This is a genomic window from Haloglomus irregulare (assembly GCF_007421925.1).
Classification (GTDB): Archaea; Halobacteriota; Halobacteria; order Halobacteriales; family Haloarculaceae; genus Haloglomus; species Haloglomus irregulare.
Genome location: NZ_QMDX01000002.1, coordinates 402,092 through 424,545, shown reverse-complemented (window position 1 = coordinate 424,545; position 22,454 = coordinate 402,092). Strand labels below are relative to the sequence as shown.

Genomic DNA, 22,454 nt, shown 5'->3' with positions numbered 1-22,454 from the left:
AGAGGGTAAACTCAGCACCGGAGCAGTGCTCAGTTCGAATGCCAACTTCGAACTGATTTCCTGACATTCACAGGATCGAGTTCGGTTCCGACTCCGCTGCAGTACATTTTTACTTATGATTACTCATAGCTCCGTTATGCAGCGCGGCTCTCAAGAGGAGATTCGAATCCTCCACGTCGATGATGACTCCTCCATCACGGACCTGACAGGGACGTTTCTCGAACGTGAGGACGACCGGTTCACCATCGAGACAGCGACCAGCGCCGACGAGGGGCTGGAGAGAATCAACGACCGCCCGCCCGATTGTATCGTCTCGGATTACAATATGCCCGGCACGGATGGGATCGAATTCCTGCAGACCGTCCGGGCAGAGCACCCTGATCTGCCGTTCATTCTGTTTACCGGGAAAGGTAGTGAGGAGGTTGCCAGTGATGCCCTCACAGCAGGTGCAACCGGTTACATTCGAAAGCAGTCCGGATCAGAACAGTACGAGTTGCTCGCTAATCGCATCGGCAACGCTGTCGGGCAGTACCGATCAGAAAGGCGACTCAGCGAAACACGCAGAGAGTACGCAACCATCTTCGAGAACGCACGGAATGCCCTTCTTCTGATAGACGTTGAGGAGGGTGGGTTCCGGTACCAGCGGTGTAATCCGCGGGCGGTCGAGCTCATCGGACGAAATCGGAGTAAAATCGTCGGAGCGCGCCCGCGTGAGGCCCTCGGACCGGAGAACGGCATGAAGGTTGTCGGAGCCTACCGCAAATGCGTCCAACAGCGCGAACCCGTCAGATATACTGTTACACTCGACCTTCCAGTAGGCCAGGTTATCCGGGAGAGTGAAGTTACTCCCGTCTCGTCGGACGGTGAAATCGAGAGGTTAGTCGCCGAGTTCCGGGATGTCACTGAACAGCATCAGCGCCAGCGTGACCTCGAAAAGATCGAAACGCTATTTCAGCACGCGCAGGACTCGCTATTCCTGATTAATGCCTCCAGTGAGTTCATCGTTGAACGGGTGAATCCGGCCTACGAGGACGAGACAGGGGTGTCAGCATCTGAGATGCAAGATCAGACACTAGAACAGTTACTCGGCGAGGAGCAAGCCAGAGCGGTCGAAGCTCAGTATACCGAGTGTGTCGACCGTCGAGAACCGCTTCAGTACACCGAAGAGTTACAGTTCGGGTCGGAGCCGAGCTACTGGGAGACCAGAATCGCACCGGTCGTGCTCGACGGGTCCGTCGAGTACATCGCCGGGGCGACCCGTAACGTAACCGAGCACAAGGAGCGCGAACGGGAACTCAGGGAGGAACGGCGGTTCATCGAACAGGCACTTGATGCACTGGACGGCTTGTTCTACGTGCTTGACACGGACGGCACCCTCCGACGGTGGAACGACCGGGTCCCCGAACTCACCGGCTACACTGACGACGACCTGGCCGGTATGCAGGCGGTCGAACTGTTCCCTGAAGACGAACGTGAGGCCATCGCCGACAGCGTCGCAACGACGCTGGCCGACGGAGAGGCCACAGTCGACGCTGACCTGCGCACTGCCGGCGGCGGGCGTCTCCCCTGTGAATTCACCGGCGCACAGCTGACCGATGAGGAGGGGAACGTGGCCGGTCTGGTCGGAGTCGGTCGGGACCTGACCGAACGTCGACAGCGCGAACGCCGATTTCAGGCGCTCGTTGAGGAGTCCAAAGACAACGTCTCTATCATCGATGCCGATGGTGTTTTTCAGTATCAGAGTCCCGCGATTGAGCGCATTCTCGGGTACGAACCTGAGGAAACCATCGGTGACACAGCGTGGGAGTATGTCCACCCCGACGACCGCGAGCGCCTCAAAAACACTTTTGGGGAGTGGGTGACCACCCCTGAGCCGACGGGGACTGTCGAATACCGCGCTCGCCATGCCGACGGCTCCTGGCGCTGGATGGAAGCCAACGGCAACAACCAACTCGACAACCCGGCGATTGAGGGATATATCGTCAATAGCCGAGATATTACCGAGCGCAAAGAGAATGAACGCAAAGTGAAGAGTATTACCACTCAGTACAAGGCTCTAGTTGAGAACTTCCCCGGTGGCGGAGTTTTCCTACTCGATCAACAGATGCGTTTCGTCCGTGCCGGTGGTAACGGGCTGGAGAGAATGGGCCTCACCAGTGCCGACTTCGAAGGGAACACACCGCACGATCTGTACCCGGGTGACGTTGCCGACGAACAGGTTCGGTATCTCGAAAGGACGTTCGATGGCGAGAACTACACGTACAGACAGGAGTTCCGGGGGAAGCACTACGAACTCCGGACGATGCCAGTTCGAGATGACACGGGCGAGGTCGTCTACGCGATGGCTGTCTCGCGCGACATCACTCAGCAGGTCAAACAGAAGCACGAGGTTCAACGCCAGAACGAGCGCCTGGAGGAGTTTGCCAGTATCGTCAGCCACGATCTGCGGAATCCGCTCCGGGTGGCCGAGGGATGGCTGGAACTGATTCGAGAGGAGTGCAACAGTGATCATATCGACGACGTCGCACAGGCACTCGACCGGATGGACGCGCTCATTGAGGACGTACTGACACTGGCACGGGAAGGCGACCAAGTCGATGAGACCGACCCGATCGTGCTTGCGAACATGGCCACGGACAGTTGGCAAACCGTGAATACGGAGCAGGCAACGCTCGAAACCGGCACAACGCGGACTATCCGGGCGGATCAGGGCCGACTTCAGCAACTGTTCGAGAACCTCTACCGGAACGCCATCGAGCACGGCGGTGACGAGGTGACAGTGTCCGTCGGTGCGATGGACGACGGCTTCTACGTGGCAGATACCGGCTCCGGCATCCCCGAGTCTGGCCGTGAGGAGGTATTCGAGGCAGGATATTCGACGAATGAGGACGGCACCGGGTTCGGCTTGCGGATCGTCAGGCAGGTTGCCGACGCGCACGGGTGGAAGGTCGCCATCGCCGAGAGCGAGGAGGGCGGGGCCCGGTTCGAAATCACCGGTGTCGAGAAACTCGAGTGATCAACACGCGCCCTGTATGCAGCAACTACTGGGCCTTTGTCAGCAGCGGCCTGAGCGATACAGAGGATGGGTTCAGCACGGTGACAGCGTCTGTTCCACTCTCGCTCTACCGAACCAACCGACTGTTCATCATGCGATTCTCATGGGATACCGTTCCTAGCAAGCTCGGATTAGCGGGAAGAACGAATACGGGACGAAGAGGACAGAAACGCCGACAAGATACCGAGCTGCGCTATCATTTCCCGATAGGGGTGCAGCCATTACTGCAGACGGAATCGAGACGATAGCTGACTGAATCCACTTCAGATAGTGTTTTGGAAATTCCGCTGCCGGTATCAGACATACTCCGTAGTCTTGCCGTCACCCCATACGACTTTTGCGAGAGTTGGGCGTCGCCCCTCTCAGTAAGATTTCATCTGGGCGAGTTCTGACCGAATTACGACCCGTGTTCCCGTCCACTTCGGCTGACCGACTCGCGCTATTCGTTTTCGAACTATCATCGGCTGTCAGTACCGGGGTGACCGATTCAGAAGGTGATCTCAGCAACTGAACTGTGTTCAATTCGCCCCTACTCGTCTAGATACGTCGTTAGAACTGCGCTACGTACTCAGCACTCGAGTAACACTAATGACGAGCGAAATCAAGCATGGATGTATGCCCTCCACGAAGGCAGTCGGTATCGCACCGCTGGTGACAGGAATGGTTCTCACGAGTCAATCGCTTGGACAGTTACTCGAATCTGGTCCTTCGCTGTGGACTGGCATTAGTTTAGTCGGCGGGGTAGCTGCGATACTCGTCGGTGCTGGAATCCTCTCACGGTGGAGGGGATTTGAGGCCAAGTCAGAAGGAGCCACTGACTTTTCGGGGACGGTCCTCTCTGTAATCGCACTGGCCAGCTTTGTTATTGGGGCTGTTGTGGCCGTCGTATAGTTAGTTTCCCACCCGATGGATCCTCTGCATCTAACGGTTCCAGTTGTCTTGGTATCGACCACTTCGAATGGCCGATTCACGCTCTGTATCCCGCACGGCGTCAGAGGAGTTCCCCGAAGTTGGCAGTTGCATACCGGCGACGAGAACGCACAGCTTCGGGCTTGAGGCTACACTCAGGCACGGAATGCAGGTCGGTCTCTCGGGTCCCGTGCTCACGTCACGCTCCAGGGAGGGCAGCGTTTCCATCGAGTCAGCACGGCCCCTGTGGAGTCTACTGATTGAACATCTCAACTGACCCAGACAGTCTCCGCGGATCGGGGGGGCAAAGTCGACCACCCGAACCGGAGAAAGCGCCCCGGAGTGGTTCTCGCAGGCGTCGGCGAGAGGATACCTACTCCCGTCACCGTGCTTGAGCGGCCGGGTATCCATCGACTCGCCCCCCGGTCAGGTGGTGCTTCCAGCGCAGTCCCGAGGTGATTGTGAACACGAGTGAATCGCCAACCGTGGAGACGGCGAGCGCGACCTCGGCGCCGATGTTCGCGTCCGTCGAGTGAGGTTCGGAGCGAACGCGAAGCGTGCCCCGCTCGACCATCGCCGGGGGGACCCCACCGGCGTTGATACCGTTCGACTCTCTTACCCCGGAAGCCTGAGCCACCACTTCGGCGCCACGGTCCTCGAGTGCAGTGCCGGAGACGCCTCGGATGTCGGTGGACGCCGTACGCCTCCCGAGGCAGCTGGAGCCGGTTGGAGGAGTTCAGCAGCACCTCTCGGTCGGCCGCCCCGCCGAAAGAGGTAAGTCGTATTGCTCCGTGTTAGCGCGTGCCATGCGAGCAGTGACACTGCAGGAATTCCAGGAACCGCTCGAAGTTACCGACGTGGAAAAGCCCGACGTGACCCCATCGGGGGCAGTCATCGAGATGGACGGTTGTGGGGTTTGCCGGAGCGATTGGCACGCCTGGCAGGGGGACTGGGACTGGTTGGGGCTGAGTCCCACCCCGCCACACGTCCTCGGCCACGAGCCGGTCGGCCACGTCGTTGCTGTCGGCGACGAGGTCGAGAACCTGAACGAAGGTGACCACGTCGGAATCCCATTCAACTTCGCGTGCGGGAAGTGCAGCCAGTGTCGGAACGGGCGGGAGAACATCTGTGAGAATCTCGTCATCCCGGGGTTCGTCGACGAGCACCCGGGTGCACTCGCCGAGGAGCTGCACGTCCCCAACGCCGACATCAACTGTATCCCGCTTCCCGATGGGGTCGACAGCACGGACGTGGCAGGACTGGGCTGTCGGTTCATGACCGCCTACCACGGGCTTGCACACCGCGGTAGAGTTGGTCGCGGTGAGGACGTCGTTATCCACGGGCTCGGGGGCGTCGGCCTCTCCGGGGTCCAGGTAGCCGACGCACTCGGGGCCAACGTCATCGGCGTCGACCTGATGGACGAAAAACTCGAGAAGGCAGAGCAACTCGGCGCCGTCGACACGATCAACGCTCGCGACGTGGACGACCCCGCCGCTGAGGCGCAAGCCATCACGGACGGGGGGGCGGACGTCTCCGTAGACGCCCTCGGCGTCGCGGAAACGTGCCAGAACGCCGTGATGTCCCTCGGCGGTAACGGGCGCCACATCCAGATCGGGCTGACGACACAGGAGGAGGGGGGCATGGTCTCGCTCCCGACTGACCTAATCGTCTCTCAAGAGATCGACTTCCTCGGGTCGTTAGGCCTCCAGCCGTCCCGTTACGGAGAGATTCTCGACATGATGGAGACGGGTAAACTCGACCCAGGTGCGATCGTGAGCGAGGAGATCGGGATCGACGAGGTGCCCGCCAAAATCGAGGACATGTCCGAGTTCGAGACGGTCGGCATCCCAGTGTGTAGCGACTTCACGGGGTAGCTCGACCGAGGACGAGCCACGGGCCATCGAGGACACCCACCGGACGGCCTACCGTCCCGGGGGATAGTATCAGGTTGCGAGATGCAGCGATGACTGTTCACCGGCTCGAGCTGTGGCACGGCTGGGTCGTGGCACAGCTCCGTCAGCGGCTTCCCGCGGCGGTGGTCGTTCGACAGCCGGAGCGCGGTCTCGGCGTCGGGCGAGAGCCCACACGATGGGCAGCCGGACTGGCACAGTGCGCGAGCGGCAGGAGCCATGCGGAAGATGCGGGACAGCACTCCGGACACCGATGCCGGTCTCAGACGTCGTCGCGAATGATGACCGCTGGCGCGAGGGGAGCGCCACACCGGCAGTCGATCATCGGGCATCCGCTCCCTGGAGGAACTGGTCAGCCCGACAGTGGTGACACTCCGTCACGTCGTGCAGGAGGAGACGGCCACACCGCCCGCATTCGAGGGCCTGCCGGAACGTCATCGGACGGCCACCTCCGTGTCGGTCGCGACGCGAGCCGTCGCACCCACAGATGGCCGGGCACGACACTGTCCGCGTGCACCCCTCCGGGCGACCACGCCAGGGGCATCGCTACTCAACTAACTGGCTCGCCAAGAGGTGAACGAGGACAGGGGGGATGTCGTGGCCGGCTTTGAGCGTTCAGATACGAGCCACGGGTGGGATTTGAACCCACGAACTCTCGATTACAAGTCGAGTGCTTGTACCACCCAAGCTCCCGTGGCACGGGTGATGGTACTCCCGGACGCCACGAAACCTTATCGGTCGTCCACGGGCGATTCCAGCTCGACCCGGTGTGGCTCGTACCCGTGTCGGTCGTAGAACCGTCGTGCGGCGTCGTTCGTCGCCATCACCTCGAGCGACACCCTGTCGGCCCCCAGCTCCGCGAGATGCGCCTCCGCGGCGGCGAGGAGCGCCGTGCCGACCCCGCGGCCGCGGGCCGGCGGCCGGACGTAGATGTTCCGGACGACGCCCCGGTCGATGTCCGTCCGGAAGTCACCGCTCGCGGGGCTGGCAGTGACGAAACCGACGAGGTCGCCCGCGCCGAGCGGCGCGTCCGCGACCGCCTCCCCGTCGGCGAGTCGTGCGACGAACAGGCCGCCGGTGACGGCGTGGCGCGCCGCGGCCTCGCGGGCCGGCGGCCGGTTCTCGTCGGCGAGGAGGTGCGAGCCGTGGTCGCGCTGGCCCTCGGCGAGGGCGACCCACATCTCCGCGACCGCGTCCACGTCGCCCGTGTCGCCGGGTTCGACCGTCACGCCGGCCGGTGCGGCGTCGGTGTCGGTCATGCCGAGTGCCGGTTCGCGCGGAGCACCTCGACCGCCGGGAGCGGCTCCCCGGTCAGCATCCGGAGCGCCGCGCCCCCGCCGGTTGAGACGTGGTCGAAGCCCTCGACGCCGAGCCGCCGCAGCGCCGCGGCCGTGTCCCCGCCGCCGACGATGCTGTAGCCCGAGTGGGTCGCGGCCTCGTACAGCTCCCGCGTCCCGGTGGCGAACCGCTCGTCCTCGAACACCCCCGCCGGACCGTTGCAGATGGCCGTCCCGGCCTCGTCCAGGAACTCGCCGTATGCGGCGATGGTCTTCGCGCCGATATCCATCGCGGCGTTCTGCGAGGGGAGCGCCCCCAGGTCCAGTTCGACCCGCTCGCCGTCGCGCTCGACGGCCACATCACGGGGGAGGTGGATGCGGCTGCCGAACTCGTCGAGCAGGTCGCCGGCGCGCTTGACCGCCCTGTCTGACCGCTCGTTGACGACGTGGGCGCTGGCCGCCCCGAGCTGGACGCCGTCGGCCAGGAGGAAGGCGTTGCCCACGATGCCGGAGACGATGACGTGGTCGGCGAAGCCACGTTCGAGCACCGAACGGGCCACGTCCAGCGAGTCGACGATCTTCGCCCCGCCGAGCGCGTAGACGCGGGGCGTCGTCGTCGACTCGATGCTCCCGAGTACCTCTAACTCCTGCTCCATCACACGGCCAGCGTAGCCCGGCACCCGGACGGGAAAGCCGACGAGCGATGGCTGTGAACGGTGGGCAGCGGCGAACGCGTCGTTGACGAAGGCGTCGAGCGCCGGCGCCAGCTCCCGGACGAGGAACGTGTCCGCGGCCGTCTCCGGGTCGAACTCCATGTACTCCTCGGAGTAGAAGCGGGTGTTCTCCAACACGACGCACTCGCCGTTCTCGAGCGCGTCGACCCGCTCGCGAGCGGCCGCGGTGAAAGTGGCGTCGCAGTAGTCGACCGGCGCGTCGAGCAGTTCGTCCAGCCGGGCGGCGTGGGAGGCGAGCGTCGCGAACTCGTCACCCCCCGGTCGGCCCTGGTGTGCGAGTACCGCCACCCGTGCCCCCCGGTCGAGGAGCTCCGAGAGCGTCTCCAGATGGGCACGGACCCGCGAGTCGTCCGCCAGCTCGCCATCCTCGAGGGGGCTGTTGATATCCACACGTACCCCGAGTGTGGTCCCGGCAGCGCTGAGGTCCGCCAGCGTCTGGAACATACCGTAGCGATAGACAGGTCCTCACGAAAGGCTTGCGCAACGACGTTCAGAGGGCACTCGGTGACGATGGCGGTTCTCCATCCGGCACGTTCTCGCCGGCAGAGCGGCCGGTTATCAGCCATAGAACTGCGGGAGTCGGTTATTGAGCCGAAGAGTACATTACGGTGTACTCCGGTTGTACCTGTAGAAGCACACTATGGGCGTAAACGACACGTACAGCCGGGGGCGGGAACTACTTATCGCCGACCCGGTTCGAGCCGCACTCGTACTGGCACTCGTGGTGTTGCTGCTAGATCTCGTTCGACAGTTGGTGTTCGGGCAGGTGCCCGTCTCCCAGTTCGTCGTGCTCCTGAAGGACGGGCTGATGCGGGGCCTGTTCTTCGGGCTGGCGGGCATCGGGCTCTCGATGACATACAGTATCCTGAACTTCGCTAACTTCGCACACGGTGATTTCATCACCAGCGGCGCCTTCTCCGGGATGATCGTCACCTACATCATTGCGGGCGGGTTCGGAGCCGAGGCCGACATCGGTTCGCTCGCGCTCGTCGGTGCTGGCGGCTCGGTGTTCGGCGCCCAGCTCGGTATCGGCGTCGCCTCGACGCCACTCGCCGTGCTCGGGGGCGTCATCGCTGCCGCCCTGTTCACCATACTGCTCTCGCTGTTCATCGACCGGACCGTCTTCGAACCCATCCGGGACCGCTCGGGCATCACCCTGCTCATCACGAGCATCGGCGTGGCGTTCGTCCTCCGGTACCTGATCGCCTTCATCTTCGACCCGAGCCGGCGTGGCGTGACGGACTCGAACGCCGTCCCCAGCACCGATATCCTGGTGTACGACGGGTTCGTCAGCGTGGACCTCCATGAGGTGTCGCTGCTGGTGGTCTCGGTGTTGCTGATGCTCGGGCTCCACCTCCTGCTCCAGCGAACCAAGCTGGGGAAGGCAATGCGCGCGATGTCGGACAACGAGGACCTCGCCCGGATCACCGGCATCCCGACCGAGCGCGTGATTCGGTACACCTGGATCATCGGAGCCGGCCTCACAGGTGTCGCCGGCTACATGTTCGTCATCTGGAACGGCACCCTCCACTGGTTCCAGGGCTGGATCCTGCTGCTGCCGATCTTCGCGGCAGTCATCCTCGGTGGGATCGGCTCGGTCTACGGTGCCATCGTGGGCGGGCTCGTCATCGGCCTGACGATGTCCGTGTCGATCGTCTGGGTCCCGACTGGGCTCGCGCGGGCGTCCGCGTTCCTCGTGATGATCCTCATGTTGCTGGTCCGACCGTCGGGGATCTTCTCCGGGGGGTCGACAGCATGAGCGGGACGAACGACGACGCTGACGGGAAGGACGACCCCGTCGGAGGGGTCCGGGCGGCCGCCGAGCAGCTCTGGGAGGAGGACGCGGTCAAGCTCCTGGGGCTCATACTCGGCATCTTCGCGCTCTACCTCGTCGGGGGCGCGCTACTGGACTTCGGCGCCCGCCAGCAGGTGAACCTGCTGGCCAACCTCTTCTTCTACATCGGCGTGTTCGCGATGCTCGCGCTCGCACTCAACCTCCACTGGGGGTACACCGGCCTCTTCAATATCGGCGTCATCGGGTTCATGGCGATCGGCATCTACACGACCGCCGTCCTCGCCAAGGAACCGGCGCTTACCGAGCCCGCGGCCGGTTCCATCGGTGGCTTCGGGCTCCCGCTCTGGCTGGCCATAATCGGTGGCGTGCTCGCCGCCGCCGCCTTCGGGGGGCTGGTCGCGCTTCCCGCCCTGCGCCTGCGCGCGGACTACTTCGCCATCGTCACTGTTGGCGTCAGCGAGATCGTCCGGTTCACGGTGCTCGAGAGCGACTTCCAGAAGATGCAGATCGCGGGGTACTTCGTCGGACTTGGCGGCGGCTCCGGCCTCATCCTCGATTTCGACCCGACGGACGACCTGCTCGAGGCGCTCGGGCTGCTGGAACCGTACACGGCGTTCACCGAATCCGCCGGAGCGGCGCTCTCGCTCGGATCGAATCCCAAGCCGGTGTTCGATAGCCTGCTCTACGGGTTGATTCTGCTGGTGTTCCTGATCGGCTTCTACGTGCTGCTCAGACGGGTCGGTAACTCACCGTTCGGTCGCGTCCTCAAGGCCATACGCGAGGACGAGGAGGCGACCCAGTCGCTGGGCAAGAACACGCGGCGGTTCAAGATCACGGCGTTCATGTTCGGCTGTGCGCTGATGGGGCTGGGCGGCATCCTCTTCTTCGCGGTCCAGGGCGCTATCACGCCCAGCGCCTTCCGCCCCCGGCTCACCTTCTTCGTTTGGATCGCACTCATCATCGGCGGCGCCGGCTCGACGACCGGCAGCGTCATGGGAGGGGCCATCTTTGCGGCGTTCCTGTTCCGTGGCCCGCTGTTCATCAAGAACGTCGTCCAGCAGAACGTAGATTCGGATGCAGTCGACACGTTCGGACAGGCGGTGTCACCGCTCATCTCCGGGCTCGACCCGTTCCCGATGCTGCTGTTCATCACCGACAACCTACAGCAGCTCCAGCTCGTCATCATGGGGCTCGTGCTGATCTACCTGATGCACAACCGTCCGGAGGGGATGCTGGGCCACCGGAAGGAAGAGGCCTCCACGATCTCGCTGAACCGGCCCGAGCGGTCCACCGACAGTCCGGGGGCAACGCCCGCGACCGACGGTGGCGAACCCGTCGATGGAGGTGATACCGATGAGTGACACGGGCGCGGGGGTCGAGACGAACGCACCCGACGCGGACGTCGAAATCGACGAGGCCGAGGCCCACGACTCCGAAGTCGAGGAGGCCGCCAAACACACGCCGAGGGGCGTCCCGCTCCGGGTCGAGGGACTACGCAAGGAGTTCGGCGGAATCGTCGCCGTCGACGGCGCCGACTTCGCCGTCGAGGAGGGGAGTCTCACGGGCCTCATCGGCCCGAACGGCGCCGGCAAGTCCACGACGTTCAACTGCATCACTGGCGTTCACGAGCCGACCGACGGAGCGGTCCACTTCCGGGGCGAGGAGATCAGCGGGATGTCACCGGACTCGGTCGCCAACCGCGGACTCGTCCGCACGTTCCAGATTGCCCGCGAACTGGAGGAGATGACCGTCCTCGAGAACATGATGCTGGCGCCGAAGGGCCAGACCGGCGAGTCGCTGTGGCGCTCGGTCCTGCCCGGGCTCCGCAGTGGCATCATGGGCGAGGAGCGGAAGATCCTCGAGGACTGCTGGGAGATGCTCGACTTCTTCGAGATTGACCACCTCGCCCACGAGTACGCGGGCAACCTCTCGGGCGGGCAGCGGAAGCTGCTCGAGTTGGCGCGGGCGCTGATGACCGACCCGACGATGCTGTTGCTCGACGAGCCGTTTGCCGGCGTCAACCCGTCGCTGGAGGAGCGGCTGCTGGAACACGTCCACGAACTCCGCGAGGAGGGCTACACGTTTCTGATCGTCGAGCACGATATGGACCTGATCATGGAGAACTGTGAACACGTCATCGTGATGCACCAGGGGAGGATGCTCACCGAGGGGACCCCCGAGGAGGTACAGTCGAACGAACAGGTAATCGAGGCGTACCTGGGGGGCGAGGTCGAGTAATGAGCGAGACGGCCGAACCCGACGAGGCGAGCGGCGCCAGCGAAACCGCCGGTGCCAAGCAGGGCACCCGCCGGTTCGACGACAGCCTGCTGTCGGTCCGGAACCTGGACGCCGGCTACGGCGACCTGCAGATCCTGACCGATATCGACCTCGACGTGCGTGACGGCGAGTACGTCACTATCGTCGGCCCGAACGGGGCCGGCAAGTCGACGGCCATGAAGTCCGTGTTCGGGCTCACGAACCGGATGGCCGGCACCGTCACGTTCGACGGGACCGAAATCACCACCACCGAGCCCGAGGACGTGATCCACCTGGGGCTCGGCTACGTCCCGCAGAACGGCAACATCTTCACCTCGCTGTCGGTCCAGGAGAACCTGGAGATGGGGGCGTACATCCTCGACGACGTCCCCGAGGGCGCACTGGAGGCGGTGTACGACCGGTTCCCGATCCTCCGGGAGCGGATGGAGCAGGAGGCGGGGAAGATGTCCGGCGGCCAGCGGCAGATGCTGGCGATGGGCCGGGCGCTGATGCTGGACCCGGATCTACTGCTGCTCGACGAGCCCTCCGCGGGACTGGCCCCGGACCTCGTCGACGACATGTTCGACCGGATCGACGCCATCAACGACGACGGCACCGCCGTCCTGATGGTCGAGCAGAACGCCAAGGAGGCGCTCCGGCGTTGTGACCGGGGGTACGTCCTCGTCGACGGGCAGAACCGCTACGAGGACGCTGGCGAAGCCCTTCTCAACGACGAGCAGGTCCGCCGGGACTTCCTGGGCGGCTGACCGCCCGGGCCCGAGCGCTCACTCCTCAGCGGCCGTCTCCACCGCCAGTCGCCGGCCTCGTGGAGATACCGGTGCGGACCGCCGGCTGGCGCTCCCAGTGGTGCACGTCGAAAGAATCGAGTGGGTGTCGCCGACCTCAGTTGCCGGCGCTGTTGAGGGCCTCCTGGATGACGGAGGTGTAGGAGTCCTCGTTCTGGTTGTAGGCGACCTGCGCCGAGATCGTGCCGCCGAAGTCCTCCTCGAAGACGCTGCTGAACTGCTCGGAGAGCTGCTGACCGTAGTCGTTGTTGACGTACAGGGTGGCAGCCGTGGACGCGCCGAGACGCTCGGAGGCGACCTGTGCCATCACCCGACCCTGGAGCAGGTCCGAGGGCGCGGTCCGGAAGATGTAGTCGTCGTCCTCGAGGTTCGAGACGGACAGCGCCGTCGAGGACGGCGAGCAGCCGACGACCTGGTTGGGGATGAACTCCTGCTTGGAGACAGGGACGTTGACCCCGGAGGAGGCCGTGCCACAGACGAACGGGACGCCGGCGTTGACCAGCGAGCCGGCGGCCTGGACACCGGTGTTCGGGTTGGTGTTGGTGTCCTCGAGCTGGGTGTTGACCTCGAGGTCGAGGTCCGAGTTGTTGACCTGCTGCGCCGGGATCTCGGCGGCGTTGATCATCCCCTCGCCGACCGACGCGAGGTTGCCGGTTTCCGGCAGGAGGATGCCGACCTCGACCGTGCGACCGAGGCCGCCGGGGATGGAGTCCGCCGAGGGACCGGCGCCGTCGGGGCTGGCCCCCTCGAAGCTCAGCGTCTCCGTCGCGGTCGTGCCGCCCTCGCCGTCGAACTCCCAGACGTCGTACGCCGCGTTGGCCGGGTCGCCGGCCTCGTTGAAGTTCGTGTTGGAGGAGGCGCCCTGGTAGTTGACGTCCTCGCCGTTAGCGGCCGCCTCGACGCCCTCGACGAAGTTGTCCGGCGTGACCTCCATCCCGCCGGGGTTGGCGATGTTCCGCATCTGGTCGCGGACGCCGCTCCCGCTGTTCTCGCCGGCGGCCGCGTTCGCGAGGATGCCGATCGCGACGGAGTCGTACGACTGGGAGGTGAACACGCCCGGCGACTCACCGTACTCGTCCATGTAGAGGGTGCTGAACGCCTCCTGGGACGGGCCACCCGCCGCGGGTGCCGTTCCGATGACGTTGTCCATCGGGTTGCCGACCTGCTGTTGCATCTCCCCGTCGCGGAGGCCGTCCGGGACGATGATGTCCTCGCTCCCGTCACTCAGCCCGTAGTAGTCCCGGAACAGGGTGTTCCCGTCCTCGGGGTAGCCGATGACGTTCAGGAGGTCGACAGTGCCACCGTCCGTGCCGCCATCGCCGCCGTCACCGCCATCGCCGCCGTCACCGCCATCGCCGCCGTCACCGCCATCGCCGCCGTCGCCGCCGCCGTCACCACCGTCGTTGGTACACCCGGCGAGACCAGCGACGATCCCGAGTCCGGCAGTGGTCTTCACAACATCACGACGTCGGTATGTTCGTGTCATGTCAGAAGCTTTGTTCTATTGGGTAGTATATAAAACTGACCAAGGGTGCAAACCAGATTTCACCATACAACGGCGCGTTCGTCCCGCTCCAGTCGGTTCTTTCCAGCAGTTTCCCGCGATTGAGGTCCTGGAAACCGACCAGACGGTCGACCGGGGCGATGGGAATCGCTTCGTTCCCCTGCATACGGGGTCGGTCGCGGCCCGTTCGACGCCGTCGCCCATGGGCTGCTCACCCCGGGCCGTCACCGACCGGTGGGAGCACCTGCTCGGATCGGGGCGGCGGGAGCAGTACCTCGGTCTCCGGGTGCGCGTCCTGCCAGTCGCCGAACCCGGTAATCGTGGCGGGCCGGAGCGACAGCCGGGTTCCACGCTGCGGGCCGCAGATGGCCTGCGAGAGCATCTGCGACCAGTACGACCCCGTCGCCGCGTCGTACATCACCAGGTTCCCGCCGTTCCCGACCCCCTCCGGCCGGTCGGAGAACACCCGGTCGTCGGCCTCGGCGGCGGCGGTGTTGATGCGAGGCGGCTTCCATAGCAGTCCGGAGGCGTCGAACACCGTCGGTTCGCCGTCGACCCGCCGGGTCGCGACCATCCCGCTCCGGCAGATCGGACAGTAGGTCACGATGAGGGGGACCCCGTCAACCGCTGGCGTCCCCCCGTCCCCGCTGGACCCGCCCGGCAGCGTGTCGTTGACGATCTCGTGGACGTTCAGCACCGTCAGCGGGTATGCGCGGGCGATCCCGTCCCCGGCGAGCCCGATGACCGTCGCGTCGTCGGTCAGGGGTCGGTAACCCGCCACGTCGGCGGGGTACTCGTCGGGGGAGCCGAACGCCGGATCACTGATGGCCCGGATCCCCTCTGGCCGGAGGCGCTCCTCGCAGATCGTCGGCGGCACCCCCTGCTGGGCCAGCGGGAGGGTATCGTACTTCGTGTCGCCGGTAGCCGTCCCCGGCGGACCCCGGTCGGTGCCCGTGTAGCCGGTTACACAGCCGGCGGTCCCAGCGCCAGCGAGGACAGTTAGCACCTCACGTCGTCGCACGACTGCCTCGTGTCGCTGAGTAGACTTAACCCTCATTCGGTCGTGCGTCCCAGTCCCCACCGCGTCGGGGCCCCGGATGTCCGGTCAGTAGTGGCTGCCGTCGCCGAATTCGACGGCCGTCCCCTCGTGGCGGCACTCCTCCAGCGCGTGCTTGGCGCGCATACCGGCATCCTGTGCGGTCCGGGCCCGGCCGACCCCGACCTGCAGGTCCACGTCGACCTCGCCGGCGACGTGGTCGATTGCGTCCCGGTAGGCCGCCGGCGTCAGCTCCGGGCAGACCGCGATGACGTTGTCCCCGCCGACGAAGAAGGAGAGCGAGTCGTGGGCCCGCCGCATGTGGCGCATCAACTCGGCGTACCCCTGCTCGATGCGGATGAACGAGTCGAACGCGTTCAGCTTGTCCGTGTACTTCCCCGTGGCGTCGATGACATCGAAATGGGCGATCTGGACGTCCGCGTCGGTCCGGTCGGCCCCGGCCAGGAACCCGCCGCCGAGGATCTGCGTGCGGTCCTCGTCCTGGGCGCTGCCGGCCGCCTGTAGCTGATTCGTGGCATCGCCGAGCGCCGCTGCCGGCGAGGGGTCCGTGGCGACACCGAGGGAGACGGTCACGGGGTAGCGGTTCGCGACCGACTCCTGGATGAGCGCGTGGGCCTCGCGGTCCAGCCCGTTCGTCACCGCGATCATGTTGTCGAAGCGGGTGAAGAAGACGTACCCCTCGCGGTTGCCGAACAGCTGCGAGAGGTCGGCGTACAGCCGGGACTGGAGCGTCTGGAGGTCGACCTCGCGACGCGGCTCGGGCGTCACCGTCCACGGCCCGTAGTTGTCGACCTGGACCAGGGTGACCTGCGTGTTCGTCACTACCGGGTGGTGTGCGGCTCGCAGTAGAGCCGTTACCGTTCACGGTTCCGGGACGGGCGCCATGTCGACCGCTCGGCGGCACAGGGCGTGGTTACCGTGTGGCCTCGACCGTCGTCTACCGACCGATCTCCTCGGGCGTGATCTCCCACATCCCGTTCTCGCGCATCGCCCGGCCGACCGCCTGGTGGAAGTCGATGATCTCCTCGAACGACTCCTCCTCGACCTCGCTCATGACGTCCGCGACGCTGACCACGCGCTCGTGGTTGAGTCGAACCGGATGGTCACCGTACGCCTCGACGAACGTCGACTTCTCCAGCGGGAAGTCCGCCTCGTCGTCGAGCTTCTTCGCGAGGATGGCCTGTCCGTACTTGCGCATCCCCTCGCTCCCCTTCTCGCCGTCAGGGTCGTGCGGCCAGTCGCTCATACCCCGACGGGGGGGCGGCCGGCGCATAGTCGTTGTGCTCTGCATCGCTCGGGGGCCGTCTGCCGGAAACCGGCGGTCGCCCCGACGGTCGCTATCCGTGGGACCGGAACACCCGTCCCGGTTCCGGGTGGCGAGGCTGCCGGTACGGTGGGGTGGAACGACCCCCTCGACCCGGGCGGGGACATCTAAACCCCCGGCCGGTGTTGTCCCGGCTGTTCAAATACCCCCGGAACGCCGCTCGAAGCCCCGAACCGGCCGTAGAGGCCCGTTATCGAACTTTTGGACGCTGTTGTCACTTTCTATTTACACCCGAACTCTCCATGTTGGGGTACACCGGGAGCAACCGGGGCACGTCAACCAATGCAGTATCTCAAACTCACCCTGTCACCGACGCATCGCGCCATCCACCCAGTCGACCGGTTCATCGAGGGGCACCGGAGCGTCACGCGGGAGGAGGTCCTCCACGTCGACGCCCGAGCGGACGGGACGACCGTCCTGCTCTACCGCCTGCTGGGCGACCGCGAGTCGTTCGAGACCGCTCTCTCCCAGCGCGCCAGCGTCCACGACCACGACGTCGTCGAGGTCGAGGAGGACGGGTTCCACGCCTTCGTCCAGGCCGAGTCGCCCGAGGACGGGAGCGCGCTGCTGGAGATCGCCCACGAGAACGCCCTCATCATCGACACGCCGCTGGAGTTCACCGAGGCCGGCCTGAAGGCCACGCTCGTCGGGACGCACGGCAACCTGCGCGATGCGCTGGGCCTGCTGCCCGACGCGCTCGACTTCAGCGTCGAGAACGCGGGACCGTACGTCCCCGGCGGCGAGGACCTGCTCTCGCCGCTGACGGACCGCCAGCTGGAGGTCTTCGAGACCGCCGTCGAGGAGGGCTACTACGACGTGCCCCGTCGCGCGACGCACAAGGACATCGCCGACAACCTCGGCTGTGCCCCCTCGACCGTCGACGAGCACCTCCGCAAGGCCGAGTCACGCGTCGTCTCCGGCCTGGTCCAGTAACGCGGCCGACCCCGGTTGCCGGGGCCGCACGGACGGCCGAACGGAACGGAGCGAGGAACGGGAGCCCCGCGACGCCGTGGTGGGCGGCCGCGGGACGGGAGCCACCTGAGGGTGGTGGGCGTACCGAACGACGCCGGGACACGTGCTCCGCCGTCCGAGCAGCTCGACGCCTCTGCCGACGTCCTCTCGCTGTTGCTCATCGTCCTCCTGTCGGCACTCCCGTCGGCTCGAACCGGGAGCACATCCACGGCTGGTATCAGGACCGGGTCGAGGACCTGCCGCCGGAGAACGGGACTGCCGACTGAAGCCGCTCGGCCGCGCCGTCCTCGATCAGCACCGTCGCGTTGTCCGGCGGGAGCACCGTCACGTCGCCCGCCGACAGGTCGTACGACCGACCGTCGACGCCGAATATCTCGCCCACGTCCGTCGTCACGCGGACGAGGACGCCGGTCCCGGCGTCGCTCCCGGCGGGGGCCGCGGCTGCGGGTTCGGCCCCGTCCGACCCCGAGGTCGGACCGTCACCCGTCCCCGACGACTCGGCGGCGGGCGTGCTCGTCCCGGCGGTCGACGCCGTCCCGCTCGAGTGGTCGTCGGTTCCGGACGTTCCCGCGGTCGTGCTCCCGGACCCGGGCTCCGGTGTCGGGTCGCTCCCCTGCGGGCCGTCGGCCGGCGGCACCGGTTGCCGGCCATCCTCGACCCCCGCATCGTCGGTGACGACTTCGGTCGCGCTCGTGGCCGTCGTGTCGTCGGCGGTCGGAGGGGCCGACGCGTCCGCCTCGGCGGCCGACACACCGGACTCGGGCGGGGCCTTCGGCACGCCGCCGGGAACCGCCTCGGAGCGACCCGTCGAGTCCCCGCCCATCGCCGACGCTGCATCCATCGCGTCGCTCGGCGCGTCACCGGGACCGCCGGCCGGTTGCGCGTCGACATCGTCGGTCTCCGGGCCGGCCGCCGCGCCCCCCTCCGGCGTCGGCGCGCGGTCCGCCGCCTGGTCCGTGGACGACGCCTCGTCGGCCGTCGACACCGGCCCGTCCGCGGCCGGTCCGTTGCCGATGTGGACCGGTTCGTCCGGCGCCGGGGCCTCCCCGTGGGGCGGAGCGTCGCCCCCTGTCTGGTCCGACGCGCCGGCGCGCTCGGCCCCGGCCTCGTCCGGGATACCGGGCGTGCTCCCCGCGGCGGCCGTCCCGGACGACCCCTCGGCCGCCGACCCGCCGCCCTTGCCCGCGAGCGCGTCGAGGACGCGCGACCGGTTCGCCTCGATGTCGCCGACCAACTGAGCGAACAGGTCCGACTCCTCTGCGGTGAGACCGTCGGCGTCGACGGCCATCCCGGCCGCGTCGAAGGAGGCCATCTTGACCACCTTCCCGACGCGGCGCTCGTACAGCGACTCGACGACCTCCTCGGCGGTCCCGATCTCGTCGGTGAGCCGCTTGACCTCCGGGTCGTCGTAGGGGAAGTCGTAGGCGGAGCTTTCGGCGGCGCGCTCGCGCTCCGTGCGCAGGCCCCGGATGAAGCTGGCCGCCTCCTCGTAGAAGCCGTCGCGCAGGTGCTGGAGCTGGGAGGCCTGTCGTTCCCGGCTCTGTGCGCTTCTGAGCTCGTCCAGATCCATCATTCGGGTGCCTTCTCGGCGCGCCCCCTCGTCATGAGGAACACGCCCCGCGCCTCTGTCACTCGGTGCTCACCCGCCTCCATACTAAACGTATCGCCGAGCAGCTCCACCACCCCCGGCTCGGTCACCTCGACGGCGATGTCGTTGTGGCGGAAGGTGTCCGGGACGGCGTCGTCGAGCGGGTCGAAGTCGGCCAGTTCGTCGCGGTCGAGCGGCGTGACCGCGAGCCCGCTCCCGCCGTGGAGGCTCCCCGGCAGGCGGATGAGCCGGTTGATGTCCGTCGTCACCGGCTCGTCGATGGGCGCGCCCGCCTCGGCCAGCGCCTCGGTCAGCAGCGTCCGCGTCACGCTGAGGAAGGCCGGGTGGACGTCGACGTTGCCGGCGGCGATGGCCTCGCGGTTCTCCCGCATGGCGCGCAGCGCGCCCGCCGCCTTCTTCTCGCCGACGTTGTCGAACGCCCGCAGGCGTTCGAGCGCCGCGTCCTCGTCCATCGCCACGAGCTCGTCCACGAACGCCTCCAGGCGCTCGTGAAGCCGGCCGCTCCAGCCGCCCTCGGGCGGCAGCGTCCGCTTCTCGGCCGGGCTCGTCCGCCCGGCCGCCCCGCCGACCGCCTCCGTGCGGACGAGGTCCTCGAACTCGACCTCGGAACCGCGGACGTAGGTCGCGATCTCGCCACGGGCGCTCCGGTCCAGCGACTGGACGTCCGCGCGCCGGACGTGGACGTGGTACCCCCGGCCGCCGGAGAAGACGACGTCGGTATCGGTGAAGCCGAAGTCCCCCGCCAGGATGTCGAGCAGCCGCAACAGCGCCTCCTTGCAGGTCGCCAGCATCTCCGCGTACGTCGCCGCTTCGGGGTCGACCCCCGGCAGGTGGTCGGCGTCGAGGTCGAAGACGAGGTCCGACCCGCGCCACCCCTTCCGCCCCATCGAGTTCGCCCCGGGGTCGTCGTAGCTCCCGGCCGAGTAGTAGACGTGCTGGGGCCGCACGGAGTCGTCGGCCAGCGCGTCCGCGAGGTCGTCGGCGCCGCCGACGAGGTCGATCCACGCCCGGTGGCGGACCATCCGCGTCCCGCCCTCGGAGAAGGGGATGTAGCCCCACTCGCGCTCGTTGGCGCGCGGCGGCGGCTCGATGGAGACCTGCCGGTAGTGGTCGCCGAACCGGCCCCGGAGATACTCGCGCGTCCGTTCGTTCATGTCGTGTTCGTGTAGCCGCCGTCGCGGACGGCCTCGTCGGTCGCGGACCCGCCCCGACGGCCCGAGGGCACGGGCCCGCTCGCCCTGAAGGGGTGATGCGTGTCCCCGGTAAATGAGTGTTCCTTCGCCCCCCGGCGAGGGGTGCTCGGTCGGGGGCCGGCGGGGCACGCGAACCCGCGACGACACCGATAACCGTCACCGTCAAACCCGGCCGCCGCCACCGGTGAGGTAGAACTCGGATGACCCTCACCAAGCGAATCATCCCCTGTATCGACGTCGACCTGGACGAGAACGGCGACGCGAAGGTGTACACGGGGGTCAACTTCGAGGACCTGCAGTACACCGGCGACCCGGTGGAGATGGCTCGCGCGTACAACCGCGCCGGCGCCGACGAGTTCGTCTTCCTCGACATCACCGCCTCGGCCGACGGCCGCGAGACGATGCTCGATACCGTCTCGGCCGTCGCCGACGAGGTCTTCATCCCGCTGACCGTCGGCGGCGGCATCCGGACGAAGGCCGACATCGTGGAGACGCTTCGTGCCGGCGCGGACAAGGTCTCCATCAACACGGGCGCGCTCCAGCGACCGGGGCTCATCACGGAGGGGGCCGAGTCCGTCGGTAGCCAGGCCATCGTCATCAGCGTCGACGCCCGCCGCCGCTACGACGAGGGGGGCGAGCACTACGAGCAGGTCGACGGGGAGTCCTGCTGGTTCGAGTGCACCGTCAAGGGCGGCCGCGAGGGGACCGGCACGGACGTGGTCGCGTGGAGCGCGGAGGCCGAGGAGCGCGGCGCCGGCGAACTGTTCGTCAACTCCATCGACGCCGACGGCACCAAGGACGGCTACGACATCCCGCTGACCCGCGCGGTCTGCGATGCCGTCTCCACGCCCGTCATCGCCTCCTCGGGCTGTGGCGGGCCCGAAGACGCCTACGAGGTGTTCACCGAGGCCGGCGCCGACGCCGCGCTCGCGGCGAGCATCTTCCACTTCGACGAGCACTCCATCGACGAGGTCAAGCGCTACCTCGACGAGCGGGGTGTCCCCGTCCGGCGCTGAGCCGACGCCCGGCCGGTGAGGGCGGGCCGTCGTTCCGGCGCCGGGGACGCGGCAGGGGGCAGCCCGGAGCCGTCCGTCGGGAGGCAGTCGGGCGGAATCGTCCCGGGGTCCAGCCCCACAGCGCGCTGCGCTCACCGCACGGTTGCGGGGCTCGCGGGGTCAGGAGCAGAGGGGGACGGGACTCAGGCGGCGGCCTCGAACGCGGTGCGGAAGCTGTCGGTCTTGTCACGGACGTTCCGTGCCGCCGTTTCCAGCGCGTCCAGCGGGGCCGTGTCCTCCTCGGTCTTGATTGTGAGGATGGGGTCGGTCTGACCACCGGACTGTTCGGGGTTCATGTCGTAGGTGGCCGCGCCGACGCCCTCGGTCTCCAGCAGCGCCTCCTTCAGCACGTTCATGAAGGTGTGGTCCTCGCCGGCGATTTCGATGGAGAGTTCCGCCTCCTCGCTCTCGATGACACGCAGGTCCATGGTCGAACGTAGCTAGCAGCCGGCAATAGACCTTGCGGAGGACGTTCGGCCGGGACCGCGCGGCGAACGGCGGGCCGGTTACAGGTCGGCGCCGGGGTGGATGTTCACGTCGGCGTAGAGGTGCTCCTTCAGTGCGGCGTGGACGTGGCAGATGTCGTCGGCCAACTCCTTGAGCTCCGCCTGCTCCTCCTCGTCGAGGTCGGCCTCGACGTGCATCTCGAAGCTGATGGACTCGAGGTCGTCGTCGTCGTCGACATCGGCGGAGGCGTCCGTCTGGATCCTGCCGAGTTCGTCGTAGTCGTTTCGCTGGGCGCCGGCCCGGAAGGCGAAGGTGTAGCAGGAGGCGTAGTCCGCGACCAGGACCTCGTTCGGGGAGGGCCCATCCTCGGTGGTGGCATCGATACTCAGCTCGAAATCGCCGACGCGGCTCAGGGCGTGAAAGCCCGGGTCGTTCGTCGTTGTGGACTCGATATCCGCCATGACGCGTGCAACGACTCGCGACTCTGACGTAAACGTTGTCCCCGGTCGGCGCGGGCGGGTGCCACAACGGTTTTTCCCCCTCCACCAGAA

Annotated in this window: 20 protein-coding genes and 1 tRNA gene; 9 read left to right on the top strand and 12 right to left on the bottom strand. The window is 66.6% G+C overall.

The features are described from left to right. Positions 1-136: 136 nt before the first annotated feature. The 3 genes from DP107_RS05895 to DP107_RS05885 all read left to right on the top strand — a co-directional run bounded on the left by DP107_RS05895 (position 137) and on the right by DP107_RS05885 (position 5,838). Positions 137-3,016 carry a PAS domain S-box protein gene (locus tag DP107_RS05895; protein WP_185977187.1) on the top strand — a complete coding sequence of 960 codons (2,880 nt, stop codon included), beginning with the start codon at positions 137-139 and terminating at the stop codon, positions 3,014-3,016. Between the two features lie 654 nt (positions 3,017-3,670). Then, complete coding sequence (locus DP107_RS05890) at positions 3,671-3,946, top strand: hypothetical protein (RefSeq protein WP_144261211.1); 276 nt, start codon at positions 3,671-3,673, stop codon at positions 3,944-3,946. An 824-nt stretch (positions 3,947-4,770) separates the two neighbouring features. Beyond that, the gene (locus DP107_RS05885; RefSeq protein ID WP_144261273.1) at positions 4,771-5,838 is read left to right on the top strand and encodes a zinc-dependent alcohol dehydrogenase family protein; all 1,068 of its coding nucleotides are present in this window, start codon (positions 4,771-4,773) and stop codon (positions 5,836-5,838) included. A 660-nt stretch (positions 5,839-6,498) separates the two neighbouring features. Here the strand turns inward: DP107_RS05885 and DP107_RS05880 are convergent. From DP107_RS05880 to DP107_RS05870, 3 genes are all read right to left on the bottom strand, one after another. Further along, positions 6,499-6,572 (bottom strand) — tRNA-Thr (locus DP107_RS05880). A gap of 33 nt (positions 6,573-6,605) precedes the next feature. Further along, the gene (locus DP107_RS05875) at positions 6,606-7,133 is read right to left on the bottom strand and encodes a GNAT family N-acetyltransferase (RefSeq protein WP_144261210.1); all 528 of its coding nucleotides are present in this window, start codon (positions 7,131-7,133) and stop codon (positions 6,606-6,608) included. Next, positions 7,130-8,329, bottom strand: coding sequence for a phosphoglycerate kinase (locus DP107_RS05870; RefSeq protein ID WP_144261209.1), 1,200 nt, complete (start codon positions 8,327-8,329; stop codon positions 7,130-7,132). Before DP107_RS05870 ends, DP107_RS05875 begins: the two co-directional genes overlap by 4 nt. 196 nt (positions 8,330-8,525) lie before the next feature. On the opposite strand from DP107_RS05870, the gene DP107_RS05865 reads away from it, so the two are divergent. Genes DP107_RS05865 through DP107_RS05850 form a run of 4 tightly spaced genes read left to right on the top strand, consistent with a single transcriptional unit; the run spans position 8,526 to position 12,703 of the window. After that, on the top strand, positions 8,526-9,644 hold the full coding sequence (locus DP107_RS05865) for a branched-chain amino acid ABC transporter permease (RefSeq protein ID WP_144261208.1): 1,119 nt from the start codon (positions 8,526-8,528) through the stop codon (positions 9,642-9,644). Continuing rightward, a complete protein-coding gene (locus tag DP107_RS05860; protein ID WP_144261207.1) occupies positions 9,641-11,041 on the top strand; it encodes a branched-chain amino acid ABC transporter permease in 1,401 nt (466 codons plus the stop codon). Before DP107_RS05865 ends, DP107_RS05860 begins: the two co-directional genes overlap by 4 nt. Beyond that, the gene (locus DP107_RS05855; RefSeq protein WP_144261206.1) at positions 11,034-11,918 is read left to right on the top strand and encodes an ABC transporter ATP-binding protein; all 885 of its coding nucleotides are present in this window, start codon (positions 11,034-11,036) and stop codon (positions 11,916-11,918) included. The genes DP107_RS05860 and DP107_RS05855 overlap by 8 nt, the downstream gene beginning before the upstream one ends. Further along, positions 11,918-12,703, top strand: a complete 786-nt coding sequence (locus DP107_RS05850; protein WP_144261205.1) for an ABC transporter ATP-binding protein — start codon at positions 11,918-11,920, stop codon at positions 12,701-12,703. The genes DP107_RS05855 and DP107_RS05850 overlap by 1 nt, the downstream gene beginning before the upstream one ends. Positions 12,704-12,839: 136 nt before the next feature. On the opposite strand, the gene DP107_RS05845 is transcribed toward DP107_RS05850, so the two are convergent. The 5 genes from DP107_RS05845 to DP107_RS05825 form a co-directional block, all read right to left on the bottom strand. Beyond that, positions 12,840-14,228, bottom strand: coding sequence for an ABC transporter substrate-binding protein (locus DP107_RS05845; protein ID WP_144261204.1), 1,389 nt, complete (start codon positions 14,226-14,228; stop codon positions 12,840-12,842). 1 nt (position 14,229) lies between these two features. Continuing rightward, the gene (locus DP107_RS05840; protein ID WP_144261203.1) at positions 14,230-14,412 is read right to left on the bottom strand and encodes a hypothetical protein; all 183 of its coding nucleotides are present in this window, start codon (positions 14,410-14,412) and stop codon (positions 14,230-14,232) included. A 45-nt stretch (positions 14,413-14,457) separates the two neighbouring features. Next, on the bottom strand, positions 14,458-15,267 hold the full coding sequence (locus DP107_RS05835; RefSeq protein ID WP_144261202.1) for a DUF3179 domain-containing (seleno)protein: 810 nt from the start codon (positions 15,265-15,267) through the stop codon (positions 14,458-14,460). A gap of 84 nt (positions 15,268-15,351) precedes the next feature. Beyond that, positions 15,352-16,125, bottom strand: coding sequence for a GTP cyclohydrolase III (locus DP107_RS05830; protein WP_144261201.1), 774 nt, complete (start codon positions 16,123-16,125; stop codon positions 15,352-15,354). 115 nt (positions 16,126-16,240) lie between these two features. Beyond that, a complete protein-coding gene (locus DP107_RS05825) occupies positions 16,241-16,549 on the bottom strand; it encodes a DUF5785 family protein (protein ID WP_144261200.1) in 309 nt (102 codons plus the stop codon). A 360-nt stretch (positions 16,550-16,909) separates the two neighbouring features. On the opposite strand from DP107_RS05825, the gene DP107_RS05820 reads away from it, so the two are divergent. Beyond that, on the top strand, positions 16,910-17,560 hold the full coding sequence (locus tag DP107_RS05820; protein WP_144261199.1) for a helix-turn-helix domain-containing protein: 651 nt from the start codon (positions 16,910-16,912) through the stop codon (positions 17,558-17,560). A 256-nt stretch (positions 17,561-17,816) separates the two neighbouring features. Here DP107_RS05820 and DP107_RS05815 read toward each other — a convergent pair whose 3' ends face one another. Both DP107_RS05815 and priS read right to left on the bottom strand, forming a co-directional pair. Then, positions 17,817-19,172 (bottom strand): hypothetical protein, encoded by a 1,356-nt coding sequence (locus tag DP107_RS05815; protein ID WP_202877345.1) that lies wholly within the window; start codon positions 19,170-19,172, stop codon positions 17,817-17,819. Further along, positions 19,169-20,362, bottom strand: coding sequence for a DNA primase small subunit PriS (priS, locus tag DP107_RS05810; protein WP_144261198.1), 1,194 nt, complete (start codon positions 20,360-20,362; stop codon positions 19,169-19,171). Before priS ends, DP107_RS05815 begins: the two co-directional genes overlap by 4 nt. A gap of 239 nt (positions 20,363-20,601) precedes the next feature. Between priS and hisF the strand changes: the two genes are divergently transcribed. After that, positions 20,602-21,417 carry an imidazole glycerol phosphate synthase subunit HisF gene (gene hisF / locus DP107_RS05805; RefSeq protein ID WP_144261197.1) on the top strand — a complete coding sequence of 272 codons (816 nt, stop codon included), beginning with the start codon at positions 20,602-20,604 and terminating at the stop codon, positions 21,415-21,417. Positions 21,418-21,599: 182 nt separating this feature from the next. Here hisF and DP107_RS05800 read toward each other — a convergent pair whose 3' ends face one another. Together DP107_RS05800 and DP107_RS05795 are read right to left on the bottom strand one after the other, a co-directional pair. After that, the gene (locus DP107_RS05800; protein ID WP_144261196.1) at positions 21,600-21,884 is read right to left on the bottom strand and encodes a DNA-directed RNA polymerase subunit L; all 285 of its coding nucleotides are present in this window, start codon (positions 21,882-21,884) and stop codon (positions 21,600-21,602) included. Between the two features lie 78 nt (positions 21,885-21,962). After that, positions 21,963-22,364: an OsmC family protein gene (locus tag DP107_RS05795; RefSeq protein ID WP_144261195.1), complete on the bottom strand. Its 402-nt coding sequence runs from the start codon at positions 22,362-22,364 to the stop codon at positions 21,963-21,965. Positions 22,365-22,454 lie beyond the last annotated feature (90 nt).